This is a genomic window from Schaalia sp. HMT-172 (assembly GCF_030644365.1).
Taxonomy (GTDB): domain Bacteria; phylum Actinomycetota; class Actinomycetes; order Actinomycetales; family Actinomycetaceae; genus Pauljensenia.
This window is the reverse complement of the sequence record NZ_CP130058.1, coordinates 2420176-2437625: the sequence shown is the minus strand read 5'-3', so window position 1 is coordinate 2437625 and position 17450 is coordinate 2420176. Positions and strand designations below refer to the sequence as shown.

The 17450-nt window shown below is 66.8% G+C and carries 11 protein-coding genes; 5 read left to right on the top strand and 6 right to left on the bottom strand.

What is annotated here, in order from left to right:
- Positions 1-32 precede the first annotated feature (32 nt).
- Positions 33-806, top strand: a complete 774-nt coding sequence (locus QU663_RS10170) for a class I SAM-dependent methyltransferase (RefSeq protein ID WP_021611391.1) — start codon at positions 33-35, stop codon at positions 804-806.
- Between the two features lie 13 nt (positions 807-819).
- Here QU663_RS10170 and QU663_RS10165 read toward each other — a convergent pair whose 3' ends face one another.
- The 6 genes from QU663_RS10165 to QU663_RS10140 all read right to left on the bottom strand — a co-directional run bounded on the left by QU663_RS10165 (position 820) and on the right by QU663_RS10140 (position 4726).
- The gene (locus QU663_RS10165) at positions 820-1149 is read right to left on the bottom strand and encodes a DUF2185 domain-containing protein (RefSeq protein WP_009056381.1); all 330 of its coding nucleotides are present in this window, start codon (positions 1147-1149) and stop codon (positions 820-822) included.
- Entirely contained in the window at positions 1146-1700 is a 555-nt protein-coding gene (locus tag QU663_RS10160; protein WP_021611390.1) for a hypothetical protein, read from the bottom strand. Before QU663_RS10160 ends, QU663_RS10165 begins: the two co-directional genes overlap by 4 nt.
- Positions 1701-1715: 15 nt before the next feature.
- On the bottom strand, positions 1716-2942 hold the full coding sequence (locus tag QU663_RS10155; RefSeq protein ID WP_021611389.1) for an HNH/ENDO VII family nuclease: 1227 nt from the start codon (positions 2940-2942) through the stop codon (positions 1716-1718).
- A complete protein-coding gene (locus tag QU663_RS10150) occupies positions 2932-3270 on the bottom strand; it encodes a type VII secretion target (RefSeq protein WP_021611388.1) in 339 nt (112 codons plus the stop codon). Before QU663_RS10150 ends, QU663_RS10155 begins: the two co-directional genes overlap by 11 nt.
- A complete protein-coding gene (locus tag QU663_RS10145; RefSeq protein ID WP_021611387.1) occupies positions 3271-3675 on the bottom strand; it encodes a hypothetical protein in 405 nt (134 codons plus the stop codon).
- A 133-nt stretch (positions 3676-3808) separates the two neighbouring features.
- Positions 3809-4726: a hypothetical protein gene (locus QU663_RS10140; RefSeq protein WP_021611386.1), complete on the bottom strand. Its 918-nt coding sequence runs from the start codon at positions 4724-4726 to the stop codon at positions 3809-3811.
- Between the two features lie 116 nt (positions 4727-4842).
- On the opposite strand from QU663_RS10140, the gene QU663_RS10135 reads away from it, so the two are divergent.
- From QU663_RS10135 to QU663_RS10120, 4 genes are all read left to right on the top strand, one after another.
- Positions 4843-6573: an alpha/beta-hydrolase family protein gene (locus QU663_RS10135; RefSeq protein WP_021611385.1), complete on the top strand. Its 1731-nt coding sequence runs from the start codon at positions 4843-4845 to the stop codon at positions 6571-6573.
- A gap of 699 nt (positions 6574-7272) precedes the next feature.
- On the top strand, positions 7273-9165 hold the full coding sequence (locus QU663_RS10130; RefSeq protein ID WP_304990585.1) for an N-acetylmuramoyl-L-alanine amidase family protein: 1893 nt from the start codon (positions 7273-7275) through the stop codon (positions 9163-9165).
- Positions 9166-9381: 216 nt separating this feature from the next.
- Entirely contained in the window at positions 9382-13191 is a 3810-nt protein-coding gene (locus QU663_RS10125; protein WP_304990584.1) for a S8 family serine peptidase, read from the top strand.
- A 210-nt stretch (positions 13192-13401) separates the two neighbouring features.
- On the top strand, positions 13402-17247 hold the full coding sequence (locus tag QU663_RS10120; protein WP_304990583.1) for a S8 family serine peptidase: 3846 nt from the start codon (positions 13402-13404) through the stop codon (positions 17245-17247).
- Positions 17248-17450 lie beyond the last annotated feature (203 nt).

Below are 17450 nucleotides of genomic sequence, written 5' to 3'. Positions count from 1 at the left end.
CTGCGCGGCAGCAAAACGGGGATCATGAGACGATGTCGAACACAGTGTCCGCCTCACTCGAGGTGAACCCGTTCGTCGGCGAGGGCGGCGCCTACGACTCAGTGCGACCCGCCTACCCGGACGAGGCCGTGGCGGCGCTGCTGGGTGCCGCGCCCGTGCGGGGTGGCGCGGCCGCTCGCCAGCCCCTGCGCGTCGCCGACATCGGCGCCGGCACCGGCAAGATGAGCGAGCTCCTGGCGCGTGCGGGGGCCATCGTGGAGGCGGTGGAGCCCTCGGAGGCGATGCGCGCCCAGGCCTCGTTCATGCCGGGCGTGACGTGGCACGACGGCGTCGCCGAGGATACTGGATTACCGGATGGTGCGTTCGATATCGCGGTGTTTGCCCAGTCCTGGCACTGGGTGAACTCCGAGCGCGCGGGGGTGGAGGTCGCCCGCATCCTGGCGCCCGGGGGCGCGCTGGGGATCGTGTGGAACCAGATGGACGTCTGTGTCCCGTGGGTGCACAGGCTCACGCGCATCATGCGTTCGGGGGACGTTCACCGGCCCGACCGTCCGCCCACGCCAGGCGGCGGCTTCGCACCCATGCGCCTGACTCAGGTCGCGTGGGAGGACATCATGACGCCCGAGCAGATTCTCACCCTGGGGACGACCCGGTCCTCCTACATTCGCTCGTCGGGGGAGGGGAAAGCTCGCATGCAGGCGAACCTGCGCTGGTACCTCTACGAGCACCTGGGCCACGCGGCGGGGGAGGAGGTCGCCATCCCCTACACGACCCTCGTGTGGCGCGCCGAGCGCGAGGACGCGTGAGGCTGGCCGCTTCCTAGTCGAAGGTGATCTCGCGCTCGGTCTTGTTGTCGAACCAGCGGCGGCGGCCGTCGGGCTCGACGACGAGCTGAATGTCGGAGCCAACCGGCAGGAGGTAGATGCCGATGCAGGCCGGTTCGAGGGCGCACAGCTCGTTGAAGTCGACCACTGTCATGTTCGCGGGATTCGACAGGTACTCCTCGGTGTCGCGGTCTGACAGGACGCGCCATCCGGAGTCCTGCGGCGCGAAGGGCGTCTCGCGGGTCAACCACTTGATGTTGCCCGTCCGCTCGACGATCTTGCGCGAGACGATGGCCGCTCCGGCGTTTTCGATGAACGTGGTCATGCGTGTTCCTCCGTGTGTCTCTCGCTCCTGGCCTCCAGGTAGCGTGCGATGCGATCGGCCAGTGCCTGGCGATGGGGCCAGCGTCGAGCGACGTCGTACATGGTATCGTGCGAGCCCGTCAGCTCGATGTCGAAACCGGGATCGGGGGAGGCGAAGACGAGGTCGTACAGGGGGGTGAGCTCCTCGTCGGAGTACTCCTGCGTGGAGATCAGGTGGACCAGGGGGATGCACCCGTTCTTGTCCGCTTGACCGAGCGCTACGCCTCGATCCATGAGGCGGCGGCATAGCGCGACGTCCCGGTCAACGTCGCGCGCGCCTTGCGCGAAGAGAATGTGGAACGGGTTCGTTCCGTCCGTGGTGCCGGCATCGAGAACGCAATCGCGGTCTAGCAGGAAGTCGCACATCGGGTAGCGCTGCGCGGGATCGGTGTTGCTGAGCGCCTCGATGAAGAGGCTCTTGCCCCACCGCACACGCTTTTCGTCCCCGTCGGAAAACAACTCGTTGAATTGATCGAAGGTTCCCCTGTGTGCGACCGCAAAGATAGACGTCATCAGAGATTCCACCCGCTATTCATCGATATGAGCCCTGTTTCTCGATGAAAACTCGACTCGATAGTTCTTTGGTTCATTATACCAATCGAGAAATTGCTGTGGCGTCATCTCGCCATTGACATACGATCTCCATACGTCACTGTACTTGTGACCGGGCTTATGCCCCATGTCCCAGATGCCCGCTCGGGGCTGGCCCGGCTGCCAATCGACAGGTTTGCCGCGCCAGTCATGCAAAACGCCGTCGGCATCGGTGAATTCATCTCTGACCTTGTCCACAATCCCCTTGCGGAATGAGGGTCTATTCTTCGGGTTCAGGTACGGGCGCGGATCGCTGGGGTCAACGTGCGGGATCCCGTCGTCGTCCACAAACGTGCCGTAGTTGTGCGCCGGATCGCCCAAGTGCGGGTTTGGCGCGTCGGTCGAGGCCTTCGGCGCTGCCGGAGCGTCCACGTCGGCCTTCGGCACGTCCGAGTGGGTGAGCTTATGGAGCCATTCTTTGAGCGACTTCAGGAGCTGATCGGCGTTGGTCAGCTTGGCGCCCAGGTTCGACAGCGATTCCTTCAGGGCCGAAATGCGCTTGGAGACGCCGCTCATCAAGGAGGCGACCTTGGTGGAAATCTGCTCCATGACGAGGGGGAAGGCGGTCCCGAAGGACGCGACCAGCTCGACCGCGTAGGACAGGATGGAGGCGACGACCTGGCTGATCGCGTCGCGCACGAAGTCGTGGACGAATTGGATGATCACCGCGCACACGTCGTAGGCGGTGCCGACCGCTCCCGAGAGCGTCCCCGTCATGGCGATGCCCTTGGTCGTGGCGCCCGATGCGGCGAAATACGCGGTCGCGGTGCTTCCCGTGAAGGACCCGTCGGGGAAGGAGGAACGAACGTCGCTCTCGATGTTGTCCGCCGCGGCCTTCAAGGTCGCGGCGACGTTCTTCCACGTCTGCCCGTTCGCGCGCAGCTGGTCCGCGTCTCCGGCGAGCTGGAGCAGCCAATCCTTGAAGGGCTGAATATGGTCGAACACCCACCCGATGCCCCACGCCATGAGAGTGGCCAGAGGATCAGACACGTAGGCAATCGTGTCGACGCCCAGCGCGACGCCCGCCAGGGTGCCACTGACCCACGACTTATTGTCGATCGCCTCGCTGAGCTGTTCGATGTCATCGAAGACGCCGGCCCCCGACAGGGTCGACGTGGTGTCCTGACGCTGTGCGACCAGGGGATTGGTGCCGTCAGTTGCCACGGTACCCTCCGTCCAGACCCGAGCCGGCCTGGCTCAGGGAGGCCGACGAGGAGGCCTCGCGCGCCTCGAAGCTGCGGGCGCTGGCGACCAGGGACTGTGAGAGCTTATCGAGGGCGAAGCCCGCCCCGCCGATCGCGAGCTGCTCGCCCGCCTCGACGAGCTGGAAAAGAGGAGCGATGAAGGGGCCGACCATCATCCCGAAGGCACCGCTGGAGGCGGAGGTCTGGCGCAGCGCGTCGGAGGCCTGCTCGAGGTCGCTCTGATAGGAGGCGAGTCGCCTGGCGTGGGCGATCAGGGCCGCGGGATCAACTGAGAAAGTATCCGACACTCAGGGCCTCCGTGCGTGAGTCCACAGGTGCGGGGCTTCGTCCTCCGGCTCCTCCGGCTCATCCGGGTCGGGCACCCCATACAGCGAGCGCATGCGCTCAATGCCCGCGTAGTTCTCGCCAAAGGCAGCCTGGGAGGCGCTGATGACCTGCTCGCCAGCGTCGCGTCGGGCGGCCGCGTAGGCGGCTATGATCGCCTCGCACACCTCGTTGGACACGCCCTCGATGCCGATGCCGAGGAGCGTTCCGCCGGAGTCGACGACCACCTCGACGCTGCTGTCTGGAGAGTTGCCCACTCCTTGGACGGCCTCGATCTGCTGGCGCATGACGCGGGCACGCTCGGCCTGCTCGCGAACCTGACGCTCCTGGCGGCGGATCAGGTCGGGATCATCCTCGAACAGCGGCATAGTCACCTTCCACACCTAGACACCAACTATTCTACGTGAACCGTTAACCTGGTGGCAAGAATACGGCGAGATCGTGGCCCGTGAGAGCCATCGTAACGCCCGCTGAGCGGACGCGGATAGGCCGCCGCATCCCCTAGCGCCGAGAGCGTAGCGCCCAGATGAAGGATGCTCCGCCAATGAGGAGCAGGACGATAACAGAGGCGCTCACCCCGATGACCACTCCCCGGTCAGTGCCTCCCTCGCTCAGCTCGGGCGCGGCCGGGGTTGGAATCGTCAGGGGGTCGATGGGCACGGCTGGGTCCATGAACGGGCCGACCGTTCCGTTGAGGATGGTGAAGAAGGTATTGTCGACCTCCCCCTCAATGAGGGGGTCATCGGTCAAGGGGATCGTCGCGCCGTCCCGGGTGTCCCACTCGCACGTCGTGGAGTTGCTGTAGACGAGGAACTCGTTTTCCTCCTTACGGGTCGGATCGCCGTTGCAGTGGGCGTTATTGATACTGTCGAAGTGGATTCTCAATTGCGTGACAGTGGTCTCGCCGAGGGCGGACAGTATACGGTTGACGAGGCCCATGGGAACGCGGACCTGCATGGTGCCCGCGTCGTCCAGGGAGTAGAAGACGTGGCGGGACTCCCCTGAGTATTTCAGAGAGACGTCGCAGCGTTCGCCGACCCAGCTGACCTTCGCCTCGAACTCCTTCGAACGACCCGTCAGCAGGGTGTTCGTCAAGGCGATGCAGTCCTCTTTCCAGAGGCGGGTGCCATCATCAAAAAAGCCGCCTAAGAAGGACATGCTCAGTTCTTGGGCTGAGATGTAGTCGCCGGAAGCATCCTCGATGGCCGTGGGACGCACATCGATCCAGACCTCGATGGGCACGTCGGGCACGATGGGCATCTCGGGACGCTCGGTCAGCGACACTGCCGGCGTGGGGATCGCCGCCATCGCAGGGGTGGGGGCGACAACGCCCACCACGCACAGCGCAACGGTGGCCGCGCAGGCGGCCCAGCGGGCGGCCCGTCGGGCGCGCCCCGTCATCGTCCTCGTTGTCATCATGCCCTCCCGGTGACCATGTCATTCGCTGCGGCGCGAGTCCACTAACACTATCAGAGCACCCAACCCAGCGGCCCCGGCCTCGTCCCCTCCTGAACCGGGCCAGCGCGCCTGGCACAATGGGCATCATGGGTTTGTCGTTTCTGGGAGTGATCGCTGCGCTCGCCATGTACGCGGTGAGCGTGTCCCCCTCGCTCATGGCGCGTTCGTGGGCGTGGCACGCGGTCGCCTCGGGCGTCCTGGTCACCGGCGGCTACGTCGCCGGCGTCCTCGTGCAGAACGTCGGCGCGCGCATTTTCACCGCCACGGGCTTGACGATTCGGGCCTCTGAACCCGTCGAGATCGGCTTCCGCGTGGCCGCCGGCGCCCTCTTCGCCGTCTGGTGGCTCTACGCCGTCATCCAGTCCTATCGGCGCGCGCGCAAGGCCGCGGCCCTCGTCAACATGCCGGGGGAGACCTTCGGGGAGTACATCCTGGGAACCGCGGGCACGGTCGTCGTGTCCTGGACGCTCCTGGCAATCCTCGGCGGGCTCAACCGCGTGGGGCGCCTGCTGATCGCGGCCCTGGGCGATTACATGCCTCGCCCCGCCGCCTTCGTGGTCGGCGTCGCCATCCTGTGCGCCATCGTCTTCTTCCTGACGTCGAACGTCATCCTGCGCGGAGGCATCGGCTTCTTCCGCCGCCACGCCGAACGCATGAACCTGCGCACCGCGCGAGGCATCTACAAACCCTTCGTGCCCGAGCGCTCGGCGTCCCCGGCCTCGCCCGTCACCTGGGAGTCGGTGGGCGGCCAGGGGCGCGTGTTCCTCGGGCGCGGCCCCTCGCGACTCGACATCGCGCAGGTGAGCGGCGGCGAGGCCATGGAGCCGATCCGTGTCTACGCCGGCATGCCCACCGGCGGGGCGGGCATCGAGGCGGCCGCGGCCACGGTCGTCGCCGAGCTTCGGCGCACGGGCGCCTTCGACCGCGCCGTCATCCTCCTCGCCGCGTCAACCGGCTCCGGGTGGGTCGACGAATGGCAGGTCCAACCCCTCGAGTTCCTCACGCGCGGCAACTGTGCCACGGCCTCGTTGCAGTACTCCTACGTGCCCTCGGTGCTGAACTGGCTCACCGGCCTCGAGCCCGCGCAGGACGCCTCGGCGGCGCTCTTTCGCGCGGTGCGCGCCGAGCTGGACTCCATGGACGAGGCCGACCGCCCCGCGCTGTTCGTGTGCGGCGAGTCGCTGGGGGCCTTCGCGTCGCAGTCCGTCTTCTCCTCGGTCGAGGAGGCGCTGGCCCAGGTGGACGGTGCCTTGTGGGTGGGGACCCCCGCCTTCACGCCGATGCACAGGGCCCTGACGGCCGCGCGCCACAAGGGCAGCCCCGAGGTCGCCCCCGTCGTCCACAACGCGCGCCGCGTGCGCTTCGCCAACGAGCCCTCCGACCTGCGCACCGACCTGTACGGGCGCGAGCTCGGGCCGTGGGGGTTCCCCCGCATCGTCTACGCCCAGCACCCCTCCGATCCGGTCGTATGGTGGAACAACAAGCTGATCTGGACGCAGCCGGATTGGCTGCGCGAGCGCGCCGGGCGCGACGTGTCCCGCAACGTCGAGTTCACGCGCTTCGTCACCTACATTCAGGTGCTCGCGGACCTGCCCGTCGCGGGCACTGCCCCCGGCGGGCACGGGCACACGTACCACGAGGAACTCATCCCCCTGTGGCGGGCGATCCTGGGCTTCGATCGCATGCCCGGCGAGGAGGGCGCGCACCCGCGCCTGGACGCGCTCGATGGGTCCTGGGTCGACGAGCAGATGGTGACGCGCATCGGCATCGTCGTGCGCGCGAACCTGGAGCTGTCCGACCGGCAGTAGGGGCTGGTCTTTAAGGGTCTGCGCGCGAACCTGGAGCTGTCCGACCGGCAGAAGGGGCCGTCGGCGCCTGCGCGCGGAGCTGCGCCGGCGGGGGCGCGGAACTGCTGCGCCCTGCCCTCCTGCGTTGCGGCGATGGTTCCCCCACAATCTCGCATGCAATTTCCCTGTCAACCTTTCAAACTTTGAATCCACAATGGCGGAATCACGCGGTTTGTGAGGCCTGTCCAGGTCGGCGCCTCGGGGAATTGCATGCGAGTTGTGGAGGGGTGTTGCGCGAGGGTGTTGCGCGAGGGTGTTGCGCGAGGGCGTTGCGCGGGTGTTGCGCGGGTGGCGCGTCGGAGGGGTGCGCGGAGGGGTTTGACGCGGGTTAGGGGCTCCTTCGTGTTGGTGCGTAGCTCGCGCGCCTGTTGACCGTGTCAATAGTTCACCCTAGGCTTGATTCTTTCAGGAATTTAAGGGGTTATCTGCTGGGAAAATGTGCGCATCCTAACGAACATATGTGCAGTGGTAAGTTTCCTGCTGTGAAACGGCTGAAAAATAGGCTTAGGTTGCGCTAAAGAACCCGCGTATTCACTTGTAGTTGTGTGATGGTAAGTCAGTAATGCGTTGCTAGGTATTCAATTGCGCAGTACCGTTCGTCCTACGAGCCGCTAAGCCTAACCACCTGGCATGGTTCGTTGGATCAACATTGGAGTGAGTATGTCCCAGTTAACTTACAGGGCGTTCCTGGCGACCCTGGCGACCGGCGCGGTAGTGGCGTCCGGTGCAGCCTTCGGAGCCCCCGCGTTTGCGGCGCCCGACCCCGACATGTACGGCCCCATGATTTCTCAGGTTACGACCATCAGTGAGGGGCTCGGCGGTTCCGTCAGCTTCAAGGTCGAGGACAACCCGGGCCTGTCCAGCATCGACCTGCGCGACCCGGCCACCGACGCCATCTTCTATCGTCGCGTTGTCGACTTCCCCGGCAACGTCACCGCCGACGGCGTTCACCACTACAGCTTTGAGATCAAGTTCTCCGACATCCAGGCGGCCTGGACGAAGGCTGGCCACACGGAGGCCTTGCCCGCGACCGTGAAGCTCGTTGCGTGGGGGAGCGACGGAAAGCCCTCGAAGCGTGCCGACGTCGCGATCGAGCCCGTCGCCATGACCTCCCTCGACTTCGGTATCGAGTCGGGTCAGCTCAACATGACTGTCGGTCAGCAGACGAACATCGGCGTCACGCACCAGCCCGAGAACGCCAACATGACGAAGATCAATTGGTCCGGCGATGACATCGACGTCCTGAACGTCGATGAAGAGTCGGGCCTCGTGACTGCCCTGAAGGAGGGCTGCTCGGACGTCCGAGCCGTCTCCGACTACATGGATCCGATGGTCTTCGACCCGGTGATGGCCACCGTCAACGTCTGTGCCACCGAGTTGGGCGAGGACGAGATCGCCGTCGACCACCTGCGCGTGGACATGGAGGAGGGCGAGACCGTCACCCTCAAGCCGCTGCTGCCCAAGAAGTTCAAGGACGCGACCCTGACCTGGGGCCTGGAGTACGGCGGTGCGGTCATCCTGAAGGCTGCCGAGGACGGCAAGAGCGCGACGATTACCGGCAGCAACGTTGCTGACTGGGATCAGGTGAACCTGACCGCCACCCTGCCCGACGGAACCGAGGCAACGGCGACGACGATCGCCGTTGTTAAGTCTGTGAAGCAGGACGCGACGGCGCCGGCCCCGTGGGTCGAGCCTCAGCCGGACCCCCAGCCCCAGCCGGACCCGCAGCCTCAGCCGGACCCCCAGCCCCAGCCGGACCCCCAGCCCCAGCCGGACCCCCAGCCCCAGCCCGATCCGCAGCCTCAGCCGGACCCCCAGCCCCAGCCGGACCCGCAGCCTCAGCCCGATCCGCAGCCTCAGCCGGACCCGCAGCCCCAGCCCCAGCCGCAGCCGGACCCGCAGCCCCAGCCGGACCCGCAGCCCCAGCCGCAGCCCACTCCCACGGGTTCCTGGATGCAGGACTCGGTCGGCTGGTGGTACCGCAACGCTGACGGCTCGTACCCCGCCAGCAAGGCGATGATGATCGACGGCCGCACCTACCGCTTCGACGCCAGCGGCTACATGCGCACTGGTTGGGTGAACGACGCGGGCACCTGGTACTTCCACGACGGCTCTGGTGCCCAGCTCTCCGGCTGGCAGGCCGTTGGCGGTTCCTGGTACTACCTGGGCACCGACGGCGCGATGCGCACCGGTTGGGTGAAGGTGGACGGCACCTGGTACTTCATGAACCCCTCGGGCGCCATGCGCACCGGATGGCTGAACCTGGGCGGCACCTGGTTCTTCCTCCAGGGTAACGGCGCCATGTCGACCGGCTGGCAGTACATCGGCGACTCCTGGTACTACCTGGGCACCGACGGCGCGATGCGCACCGGTTGGGTGAAGGTGGACGGCACCTGGTACTTCATGAACCCCTCGGGCTCCATGTACACCGGATGGCTCAACCTGGGTGGCACCTGGTACTACCTCCAGGGCAACGGTGCGATGGCCACGGGACACCTGACCATCGGCTCGACGCCGCGCTACTTCGACGAGCACGGCGTGTGGATCTGGTGATCTGATCTCCCCGCTCGCACCCCGGGGCCCGGGAACGCAACGATTGAGGCGTTCCCGGGCCCCGTCGTGTTGGACACTTCAGGCGGGCTTAAGTCTTTCGACAATGGGTGATGGCTTGTCATCGTGGTCTTTTCCGGTAGCTTTAGGTCAGGCGGCTGCGGCGTGGGAGTGCCACACGCTGACAGGAGCCGTCTGTCAACACATTGGAGAAGGCTTATGTCAATGAAGAAACCAGCTGTCCTCCTGGCGTTTGTCGGCGCGTGCGCGCTCGCCGTCACGGGCCCCGCGTCCGTGGCCTCGCCCCTGGTCTCGGGAGAGAGACCCGCGACAAAGACCGCTGCCTCGTCCCTGCCCGTCGGAGACCTCGACACGGCGCTGACCTCGAAGAGCGGCCAGAGCCACGACGCGGAATCGGACACCGATCGGGACCCGGCGCGCGTCGTCGGCATCATCGTCCAGCTTGAGGACGGGGCGGATGCCGCCGCCTCCCTCGCCTCGATCAACGAGGCCGTGGCCGGGGCGTTCCCGGGAGCGCAGGTGCAGGTGCAGCGCGAGTACGACAACGCCCTGGTCGGGTTCGCGCTGCGCGCGCCCGCCGGTTCCCTGGACGCGATCCGGGCGTCGAGCGGCGTGCGGGCGGCGTTCCTGGAGCGCGAGGGGCGCGTCAGCGACGTGGCGGCCATGGATGCCGAAGGTGGCACCAGGGCTTCCCAGGTGGAGGGGCAGGACCCGGCGAATCTGAGCGCCCAGCTCATGATGCGCACCGACCAGGTCACGCAGAAGGGCGAGGGGAAGGTCATCGCGGTCATCGACACGGGCGTCGACATGACTCACCCGGCGTTCACGGGGGCTATGCCCGACAACGTCGCCCTGTCCGAGGATCAGGTGCAGGCGCTGGTGCCTCACCTGGGGGCCGGAAAGTCCGGCCAGTACATGTCCGAGAAGTTCCCCTTCGCCTACGACTACGCGGATGACGATGTAGATGCCGCCCCGCGCGAGGGCGGCTCCGGATTCCATGGCACGCACGTCGCCGGCATCGCCGCCGGCAACGCCGACAAGATCGTTGGCACCGCCCCGGACGCGCAGATTATCGTCGGCAAGGTGACGCGCAGCGAGGACGACGCCCTGTTGGACTCGTCGCTGCTGGCCGCGCTCGACGACATGGTCGTCCTGCACCCCGACGTCATTAACCTGTCGCTGGGGTGGACGGCCGGCATGGACAACGAGGCCGACTCGGTCTACGACACCGTGTACAAGAAGCTCCAGGAGGAGGGGATTACCGTCAACGCGGCCGCGGGCAACGCCTTCTCGACCGGATACGGCAACAACTCCGGCAAGGGCCTGCCCTACGCCTCCGACCCCGACACCTCCGTGATGGACGAGCCCGCCACCTACCCCTCGGTCGTGGCCGTAGGCTCCGTCGAGAACGCGCTCATCCGGAACGCCTTCACGGCCGCCGGCATGGATATCGGCTACCAGCGTTCGCGCGGCATGAACGGCGAGAAGGTCGCCTACTTCTCCGACTTGCCTGCCGGCACCTACGAGTACGTGGACGCCGGCTTCGCCTCCGAGGAGGATGTTGCCGCCCTGAAGGAGAAGTTCCCGAACGGGCTGTCCGGTAAGATCGCGCTCGTCTCGCGCGGCAAGATGACCTACCAGAAGAAGGTCGAGAACCTCTACGACCTGCACCCGGCGGGCGTCATCGTCTACAACAACGTCTCGGTCGGCTCGCTCATCATCATGAATCTGACGACCCAGGACGTGCCCGCCGCGTTCATCTCCCAGGCGGACGGGCAGGCCATGCTGGCTGCCTCCGACCATCACCTGACCATCGCCGAGGGCCAGGTCCTGCCCCAGTCCACCACATACGAGGCCTCGGAGTTCTCATCGTGGGGCGTATCCCCCGACCTGCGCCTCAAGCCGGAGATCGCGGCGCCCGGTGGCAACGTTTTCTCTGCTATACCGAACGGTGCGTACGAGCAGACGTCGGGCACGTCGATGGCGACCCCGCAGATGGCGGGCATCAGCGCGATCGTCCTGCAGCGCGTCCAGTCCGACCCGCTCTTCGCCTCGATGAGCGCTCGCGACAAGGCTGACGTCGTCCAGAACCTCATCATGGGAACCGCGCGCCCCCTGACAGACGCGGCCCAGACCTCGGGGGCCCTGTACTCCCCGCGCAAGCAGGGTGCGGGCCTCGTCGACGCCCTGGCTGCCACGACCTCGTCCGTGTACCCGACCGTGGCGGGCGCCGCCGAGCCCTCCCGCCCCAAGGCGGACCTGGGGGATGGCACGACGGGCTGGCACTTCGACGTCACGCTCCGCAACCTCGGCGCGGCGCCCGCGACCTACGAGCTGAGCTCCCAAGCCCTGTCTGAGATCGTTGACGGCGGGTTCTTCACGGAGCACTCCTCGGATTGGCGAGGCCGTGGCGTGGAGGTCACGTACTCCGGCGCGGCATCGGCCTCGGCTGAGGGCGCGACTGTCACGGTGCCGGCCTTAGACGAGGCCACCGTCGGCGTCGACGTCATGCCCGGCTCGGTGTTCGCCTCCTACGTCGCGGACAACACGCCCAACGGCACGTTCCTGGACGGCTTCGTGCGCTTCGCGTCGAAGACCGATGGTCAGCCCGACCTGGCCGTGCCCTACCTGGGCTTCTACGGCGACTGGGGCAAGGCCCCCATCTTCGACGCGCTCGCCTCGACGGGCGGGGCGCACACCCGGGCCTCGGAGATCGTCAACGGTTCCACCGGGGACTCCCTCGGGTACAACCCCCTCATCAAGGTGGCCGACCGCACTGGAAAGCCCAACCCGCAGCGCTACGTGATCTCGCGGTCCGCGGCCTCGGGCGCCCCGACGGTCCTCGAACCCCGCACGGGCACGCTGCGCAGCGTCCACGCGCTCACCAGCACCTACACGAACGAGGCCGGGGAGACAGTCTTCTCGGTGACCAACCACCGGAACTGGAAGTCCATCTACCTGACCAGCACCGAGCAGAACACGTGGGTCGAGGCCTACCATGACTCCACGGCCTTCGACGCAAACGCGGAGAAGTTCGCGCGCATGCCCGACGGCGCGTACAAGCTGACGATCGCTGCGCAGGGCGACGGCCCGTCGCGCACCGAGCAGTCGATCTCCTACGATTTCCTTCTCGACACCGCGGCGCCCGTCATTTCCGAGCTGGTCTACTCCGGAAAGGATGAGGGCTTCGTCGTCACCTTCGACGTCACCGATGACTCGCCGCTGGCGGCGGTCGACCTGCACGATCCGGCCGACGGCCTGTGGTTCTACCGCCACGTCTTCACCGAGGACGAGGGCAGCGTCGGCGCCGACGGTCGCTACACGTACCACGTGGAGATTCCGATGAGCGTGATCCAGCAGGCGTGGACCGATCAGGGCGGCACGGGCGACGTCATCGCCAACCCGTACATCCTCGCGTGGGATTACGGCTTGAACCCCTCCGAGGTCTTCCCGATCAACCTGCCGAGCGGCAACCCGGGCACGCCCAGCCCGTGCGTGAGCCCCGAGGGCGGTCACTGGGCCAAGGATGCCGTGGGCTGGTGGTACGTGTGCGCCGACGGCCAGACGTACCTGAAGGCCGGCTGGTTCACCATCAACGGCCGCGACTACCAGTTCGGGCCGTCCGGCTACATGATGACCGGTTTCCTCAAGCGTGCCAGCGGGGAGTGGGTGTACGCCGATTCCGAGGGCGCCCTCGTGAGCGGCTGGGTGCGCGACGGCGGTCAGTGGTACTTCCTCGACCCCGCCACGAAGGTCATGGCCACAGGCTGGCTGGCTCAGGGTGGCTCCTGGTACTACCTGACGGCCTCCGGCGCGATGGCGATCGGCTGGGTCGAGGACGGCGGTACCTGGTACTACCTGAACGCCTCCGGACGGATGGCGACCGGGTGGGTCAAGGACAGGGGTACCTGGTATTACCTGGCCCCGTCCGGCGCGATGCTGACCGGAACGCAAGTTATCAACGGTCGTACCTACGTCTTCGACGAGTCGGGAGCCTGGCAGCGCTAACGCCGGCCGGTTGCTTCTGACTCACGAGGCCTGGGCCCGGGAACGTTCATTCGCGAGCGATCCCGGGCCCCGGCCTCGTCGGTGGTTCCTTTCCGCCCATTGGTGGCCCGTGCCGGAAGGGTCCCATGTGTTGTACCGTGTGATAACCGATAGGTCGAAGTTCGCTTCACTGTCCCATCGGCACTGAGTCAACACATTGGAGTTACGTAGATGACATCGAAGAAACCGGTGGCGCTGCTCGCGCTCGCTGGCGCGTGCGCGCTCGCGATCGCAGCCCCGGCGTCCCTCGCGTCGCCGCAGGCGCCAGCCCCCCAGGCCGACCCGGGCCCCGCCTCCCCCCAGGCGCCCACGCCCGCCGCCCCCGTCCTGCCCGTGGGCGACGAGAGCACCGCGCTGACCTCGAAGAGCGGCGAAACGCTGGGCTCCTCTTCGTCCCAAGCGCCCTCCGAGGAGGATCCGGCGCGCGTCGTCGGCATCATCGTTCGCCTTCAGGACGGCGCCGACCGCGCGGCCTCCCTCGCCTCCATCAACGAGGCCGTGGCCGGGGCTTTTCCGGGCGCCTCCGCCGAAGTGACGCGCGAGTACTCAAACACCTTCTCGGGTGTCGCGCTCAAGGCCCCCGCCGGCTCTCTTGACGCGATCCGCGCGGCCAGCGGCGTTCAGGGTGCGTTCATCGACCGTGAGACCCACGTCAGCGACGTGGCGGGAGTCGACGCCGAGGGTGGCTTCCAGGCTACGCGCCTGGCCGACCAGAACCCCGACAACCTCAGCGCCCAGGTCATCATGCACGCCGACCAGGTGTCCCAGAGGGGGCAGGGTAAGGTCGTCGCCATCATCGACACGGGCGTCGACATGACCCACCCCGCCTTCGCGGGCACCCTGTCTGGGACGCCCGCGCTCTCGGCGGACAAGGTGGCTGCCCTCACGCCCCAGCTGGGTGGGGGCAAGGACGGCGTCTACGTCAACGAGAAGTTCCCCTTCGCCTACGACTACGCGGACGAGGATAACGACGCCTCGCCCCTGGAGCCTCACGGGACGCACGTCGCCGGCATCGCCGCGGCCAACGCCGGCGAGATCATGGGCGTGGCCCCCGACGCGCAGATCATCGTCGCGAAGGTCGAACAGGACGGCGGCGGCATGTTGGACTCCGCGCTGCTGGCCGCCCTCGACGACATGGCGATCCTGCACCCCGACGTCGTGAACCTGTCGCTCGGCCAGGACGCCGGCATGGATAACGCGGCCGACAGCCTCTACGCGGGCGTCTTCGAGACGCTGCAGGACAAGGGCATCATCGTCGACGTGGCCGCCGGTAACGCCTTCTCCTCCGGATATGGCAACGCCTCCGGTAAGAACCTGCCCTACGCCTCCGACCCCGACTCCTCGACCCTGGCTGAGCCCGCCACGTACAGCCCCACGCTGTCCGTGGCCTCGCTCGACAACCTCCTGTCCGTCAACGCCTTCACCGCGGCCGGTCAGAATATCGCCTATCAGCGTGCGCGTGGAGAGGGCGGAGGGGAGATTCCTCAGATCGCCGAGATGACCCCCGGCGACTACGAATACGTCGACGGTGGGTTCGGTACTCGGGAAGACGTCGCAGCCCTGCGCTCGAAGTACCCGCAGGGCCTGGACGGGAAGATTGTTCTCGTCTCGCGCGGTCAGCTGACCTTCCAGGAGAAGATCGACAACCTGACCTCGCTCAAGCCCGCGGCGATCCTTGTCTACAACAACGTCCCCGGCGACGCGCTCAGCGTCATGAGCCTGACGACGCTTGAGGTTCCCGCCGCCTTCATCTCCCAGGCGGACGGGCAGGCCATGCTGGCCTCCGCCGACCACCACCTGACCCTCGTCGAGGGCCTGACGGTCAGGTCGAACGCCCCCTACTCGATGTCAGACTTCTCCTCGTGGGGCGTGTCCCCGGACCTGCGCCTCAAGCCCGAGGTGACCGCGCCCGGCGGCAACATTTACTCCTCGCTGCCCGAGGACTCCTACGGGTTCATGTCCGGCACGTCGATGGCGACCCCGCAGCTGACGGGCGCCAGCGCGGTCGTCCTGCAGCGCGTCCAGTCCGACCCGCTGTTCGCCTCGATGGACGCGCGTCAGAAGTCTGACGTCGTCCAGAACCTCATCATGGGCACGGCCGCTCCCGTCGTTGACCCGCTCCAGGACACCGGCGCCTACTACTCCCCGCGCAAGCAGGGAGCGGGCCTGGTGAACGTCCTGGCGGCCACGACCTCGTCCGTGTACCCATCCGTCGTGGGCGCCGCCGATCCCTCCCGCCCCAAGGCGGACCTCGGCGACGGCACGACGGGCTGGCACTTCGACGTCACCCTCCACAACCTCTCCGGCGTGGCGGCGACCTACGAGATGAACTCGCAGGCGCTCTCCGAGATCGTTGAGGGCGGGTTCTTCACCGGCCACTCCTCCGATTGGCGAGGCCGTGGCGTGGCGATCTCCTACTCCGGCGCGGCCGTGAGCGGCACCGATGAGGGCGCGACCGTCACCGTCCCGGCCTCGGGCGAGGCCACCGTCGGCGTCGACGTGACGCCCGGTAGCGAGTTCGCCTCCTACGTCGCCGACAACGCCCCCTCCGGCACCTTCCTGGACGGCTTCGTGCGCTTCACCTCGCGTACCCAGGGGCAGGCCGACCTGACCGTTCCCTACCTGGGCTTCTACGGTGACTGGGGCAAGCCCGCGATCTTCGATTCTCTTGCCTCCGATGGCGACGGACACATCCTGGCCTCGTCGATCGGTGCCACCGACGGCGGAAACATCCTCGGCTACAACCCCCTGGCGAAGGATAGCGAGCGCAGCGGGCGCCCCAACGCCTCCAAGTACGTCATCTCCCGCTCCGACGCGCTCTATGCTCCCAACGCCATCTACCCCAAGACGGGAACGCTGCGCAGCGTCCACACGATGACGACCACCTACACCAACGAGGCCGGCGAGGTCGTCGCCTCCTACGAGTCCCATCAGAACTGGAAGTCGATGCTGAACCCCTCCTCCGGAGTGATCAGCCCGGTGGAGCAGGAGCATGCACCGAGGTTCCTGGACCTGACGTCCGACGAGTTCAAGGACCTGCCCGACGGTAACTACAAGCTGACGATCGCCGCGCACAACGACGGGCCCTCGCCCACCGAGCAGTCCATCTCCTACGACTTCCGCGTCGATACGACGCCCCCGGTCGTGGAAGGGGTCGTGTACCATGAGGGCGACTTCGGTGGCCCCGACGTCAGCATTGACGTGAGCGACGATTCGCCCATCGCCGGCGTCACCATGCACGACCCGCGCTCCGGCATGTGGTTCTACCGCTACGTCGCCGATAACGATAGCGACCAGTTGGGAGCCGACGGCAGGTACCACGTGTACATGTCCGTGTCCCTGGGTGACATCGCCCTGGGCTGGCAGGAGCAGGGTTCCACCGAGGAACTCATCTCTCACCCGTACATCCTCGCGTGGGACTACGGCCTCAACCACTCCGAGGCCGTCACTGTTGACCTGCACACCGACAACCCGGGCGTCGTCGCGCCCTGCACCAACCCCGAGGGTGGCCACTGGGTGCGTGACTCCATCGGCTGGTGGTACCAGTGCGCGGGCGGCACCGACTACCTCAAGGGCGGCTGGTTCACGATCAATGGCGTGGACTACCAGTTCGGCCCCACCGGCTACATGGTGACCGGTTTCCTCCATCGCGCCAACGGCGAGTGGGTGTACGCCGACTCTGAGGGTGCCCTCGTGGGCGGCTGGGTGCGCGACGGCGCCTATGGTGGCCCCTACTGGTACTACATGGATCCCGCGACGAAGGTCGTGGCCACCGGCTGGCTGTCCGACGGTGGGTCCTGGTATTACCTGCACGCCAACGGGGTCATGGCGATCGGCTGGGTGCAGGTGGATGGTTCCTGGTACTACCTGAAGGCCTCCGGGGCGATGGCCACCGGCTGGGTGAAGGTGGGCGACTCCTGGTACTATCTGTCACCCTCGGGAGCGATGCTGACGGGCACGCACACGATCAACGGACGCGTCTACACCTTTGACACGAACGGTGCGTGGGTCGGGTGACCTGATCGCCTCAGACCCGGACGGACTGATTGTCGAGGCCCGGGAGCGTTGCGATGGTGACGCTCCCGGGCCTCTTCATAGTTTGTCGGTAAAATAATTGTCAATTGTTTCCCAATGTGGGACAAAGTTTGTCACATGGCCCGCGTGAGGTATGTTGGGTGTGGCGGCCGACACGGCGGAGCCCTTCCGCCCCCAGGGACGGC

Coding starts and splice junctions, on each gene's coding strand:
- QU663_RS10170 (WP_021611391.1), top strand. CDS start 33: ATGTCGAACACAGTGTCCGCCTCACTCGAGGTGAACCCGTTCGTCGGC.
- QU663_RS10165 (WP_009056381.1), bottom strand. CDS start 1,149: ATGACCACGTTCATCGAAAACGCCGGAGCGGCCATCGTCTCGCGCAAG.
- QU663_RS10160 (WP_021611390.1), bottom strand. CDS start 1,700: ATGACGTCTATCTTTGCGGTCGCACACAGGGGAACCTTCGATCAATTC.
- QU663_RS10145 (WP_021611387.1), bottom strand. CDS start 3,675: ATGCCGCTGTTCGAGGATGATCCCGACCTGATCCGCCGCCAGGAGCGT.
- QU663_RS10140 (WP_021611386.1), bottom strand. CDS start 4,726: ATGATGACAACGAGGACGATGACGGGGCGCGCCCGACGGGCCGCCCGC.
- QU663_RS10135 (WP_021611385.1), top strand. CDS start 4,843: ATGGGCATCATGGGTTTGTCGTTTCTGGGAGTGATCGCTGCGCTCGCC.
- QU663_RS10130 (WP_304990585.1), top strand. CDS start 7,273: ATGTCCCAGTTAACTTACAGGGCGTTCCTGGCGACCCTGGCGACCGGC.
- QU663_RS10125 (WP_304990584.1), top strand. CDS start 9,382: ATGTCAATGAAGAAACCAGCTGTCCTCCTGGCGTTTGTCGGCGCGTGC.
- QU663_RS10120 (WP_304990583.1), top strand. CDS start 13,402: ATGACATCGAAGAAACCGGTGGCGCTGCTCGCGCTCGCTGGCGCGTGC.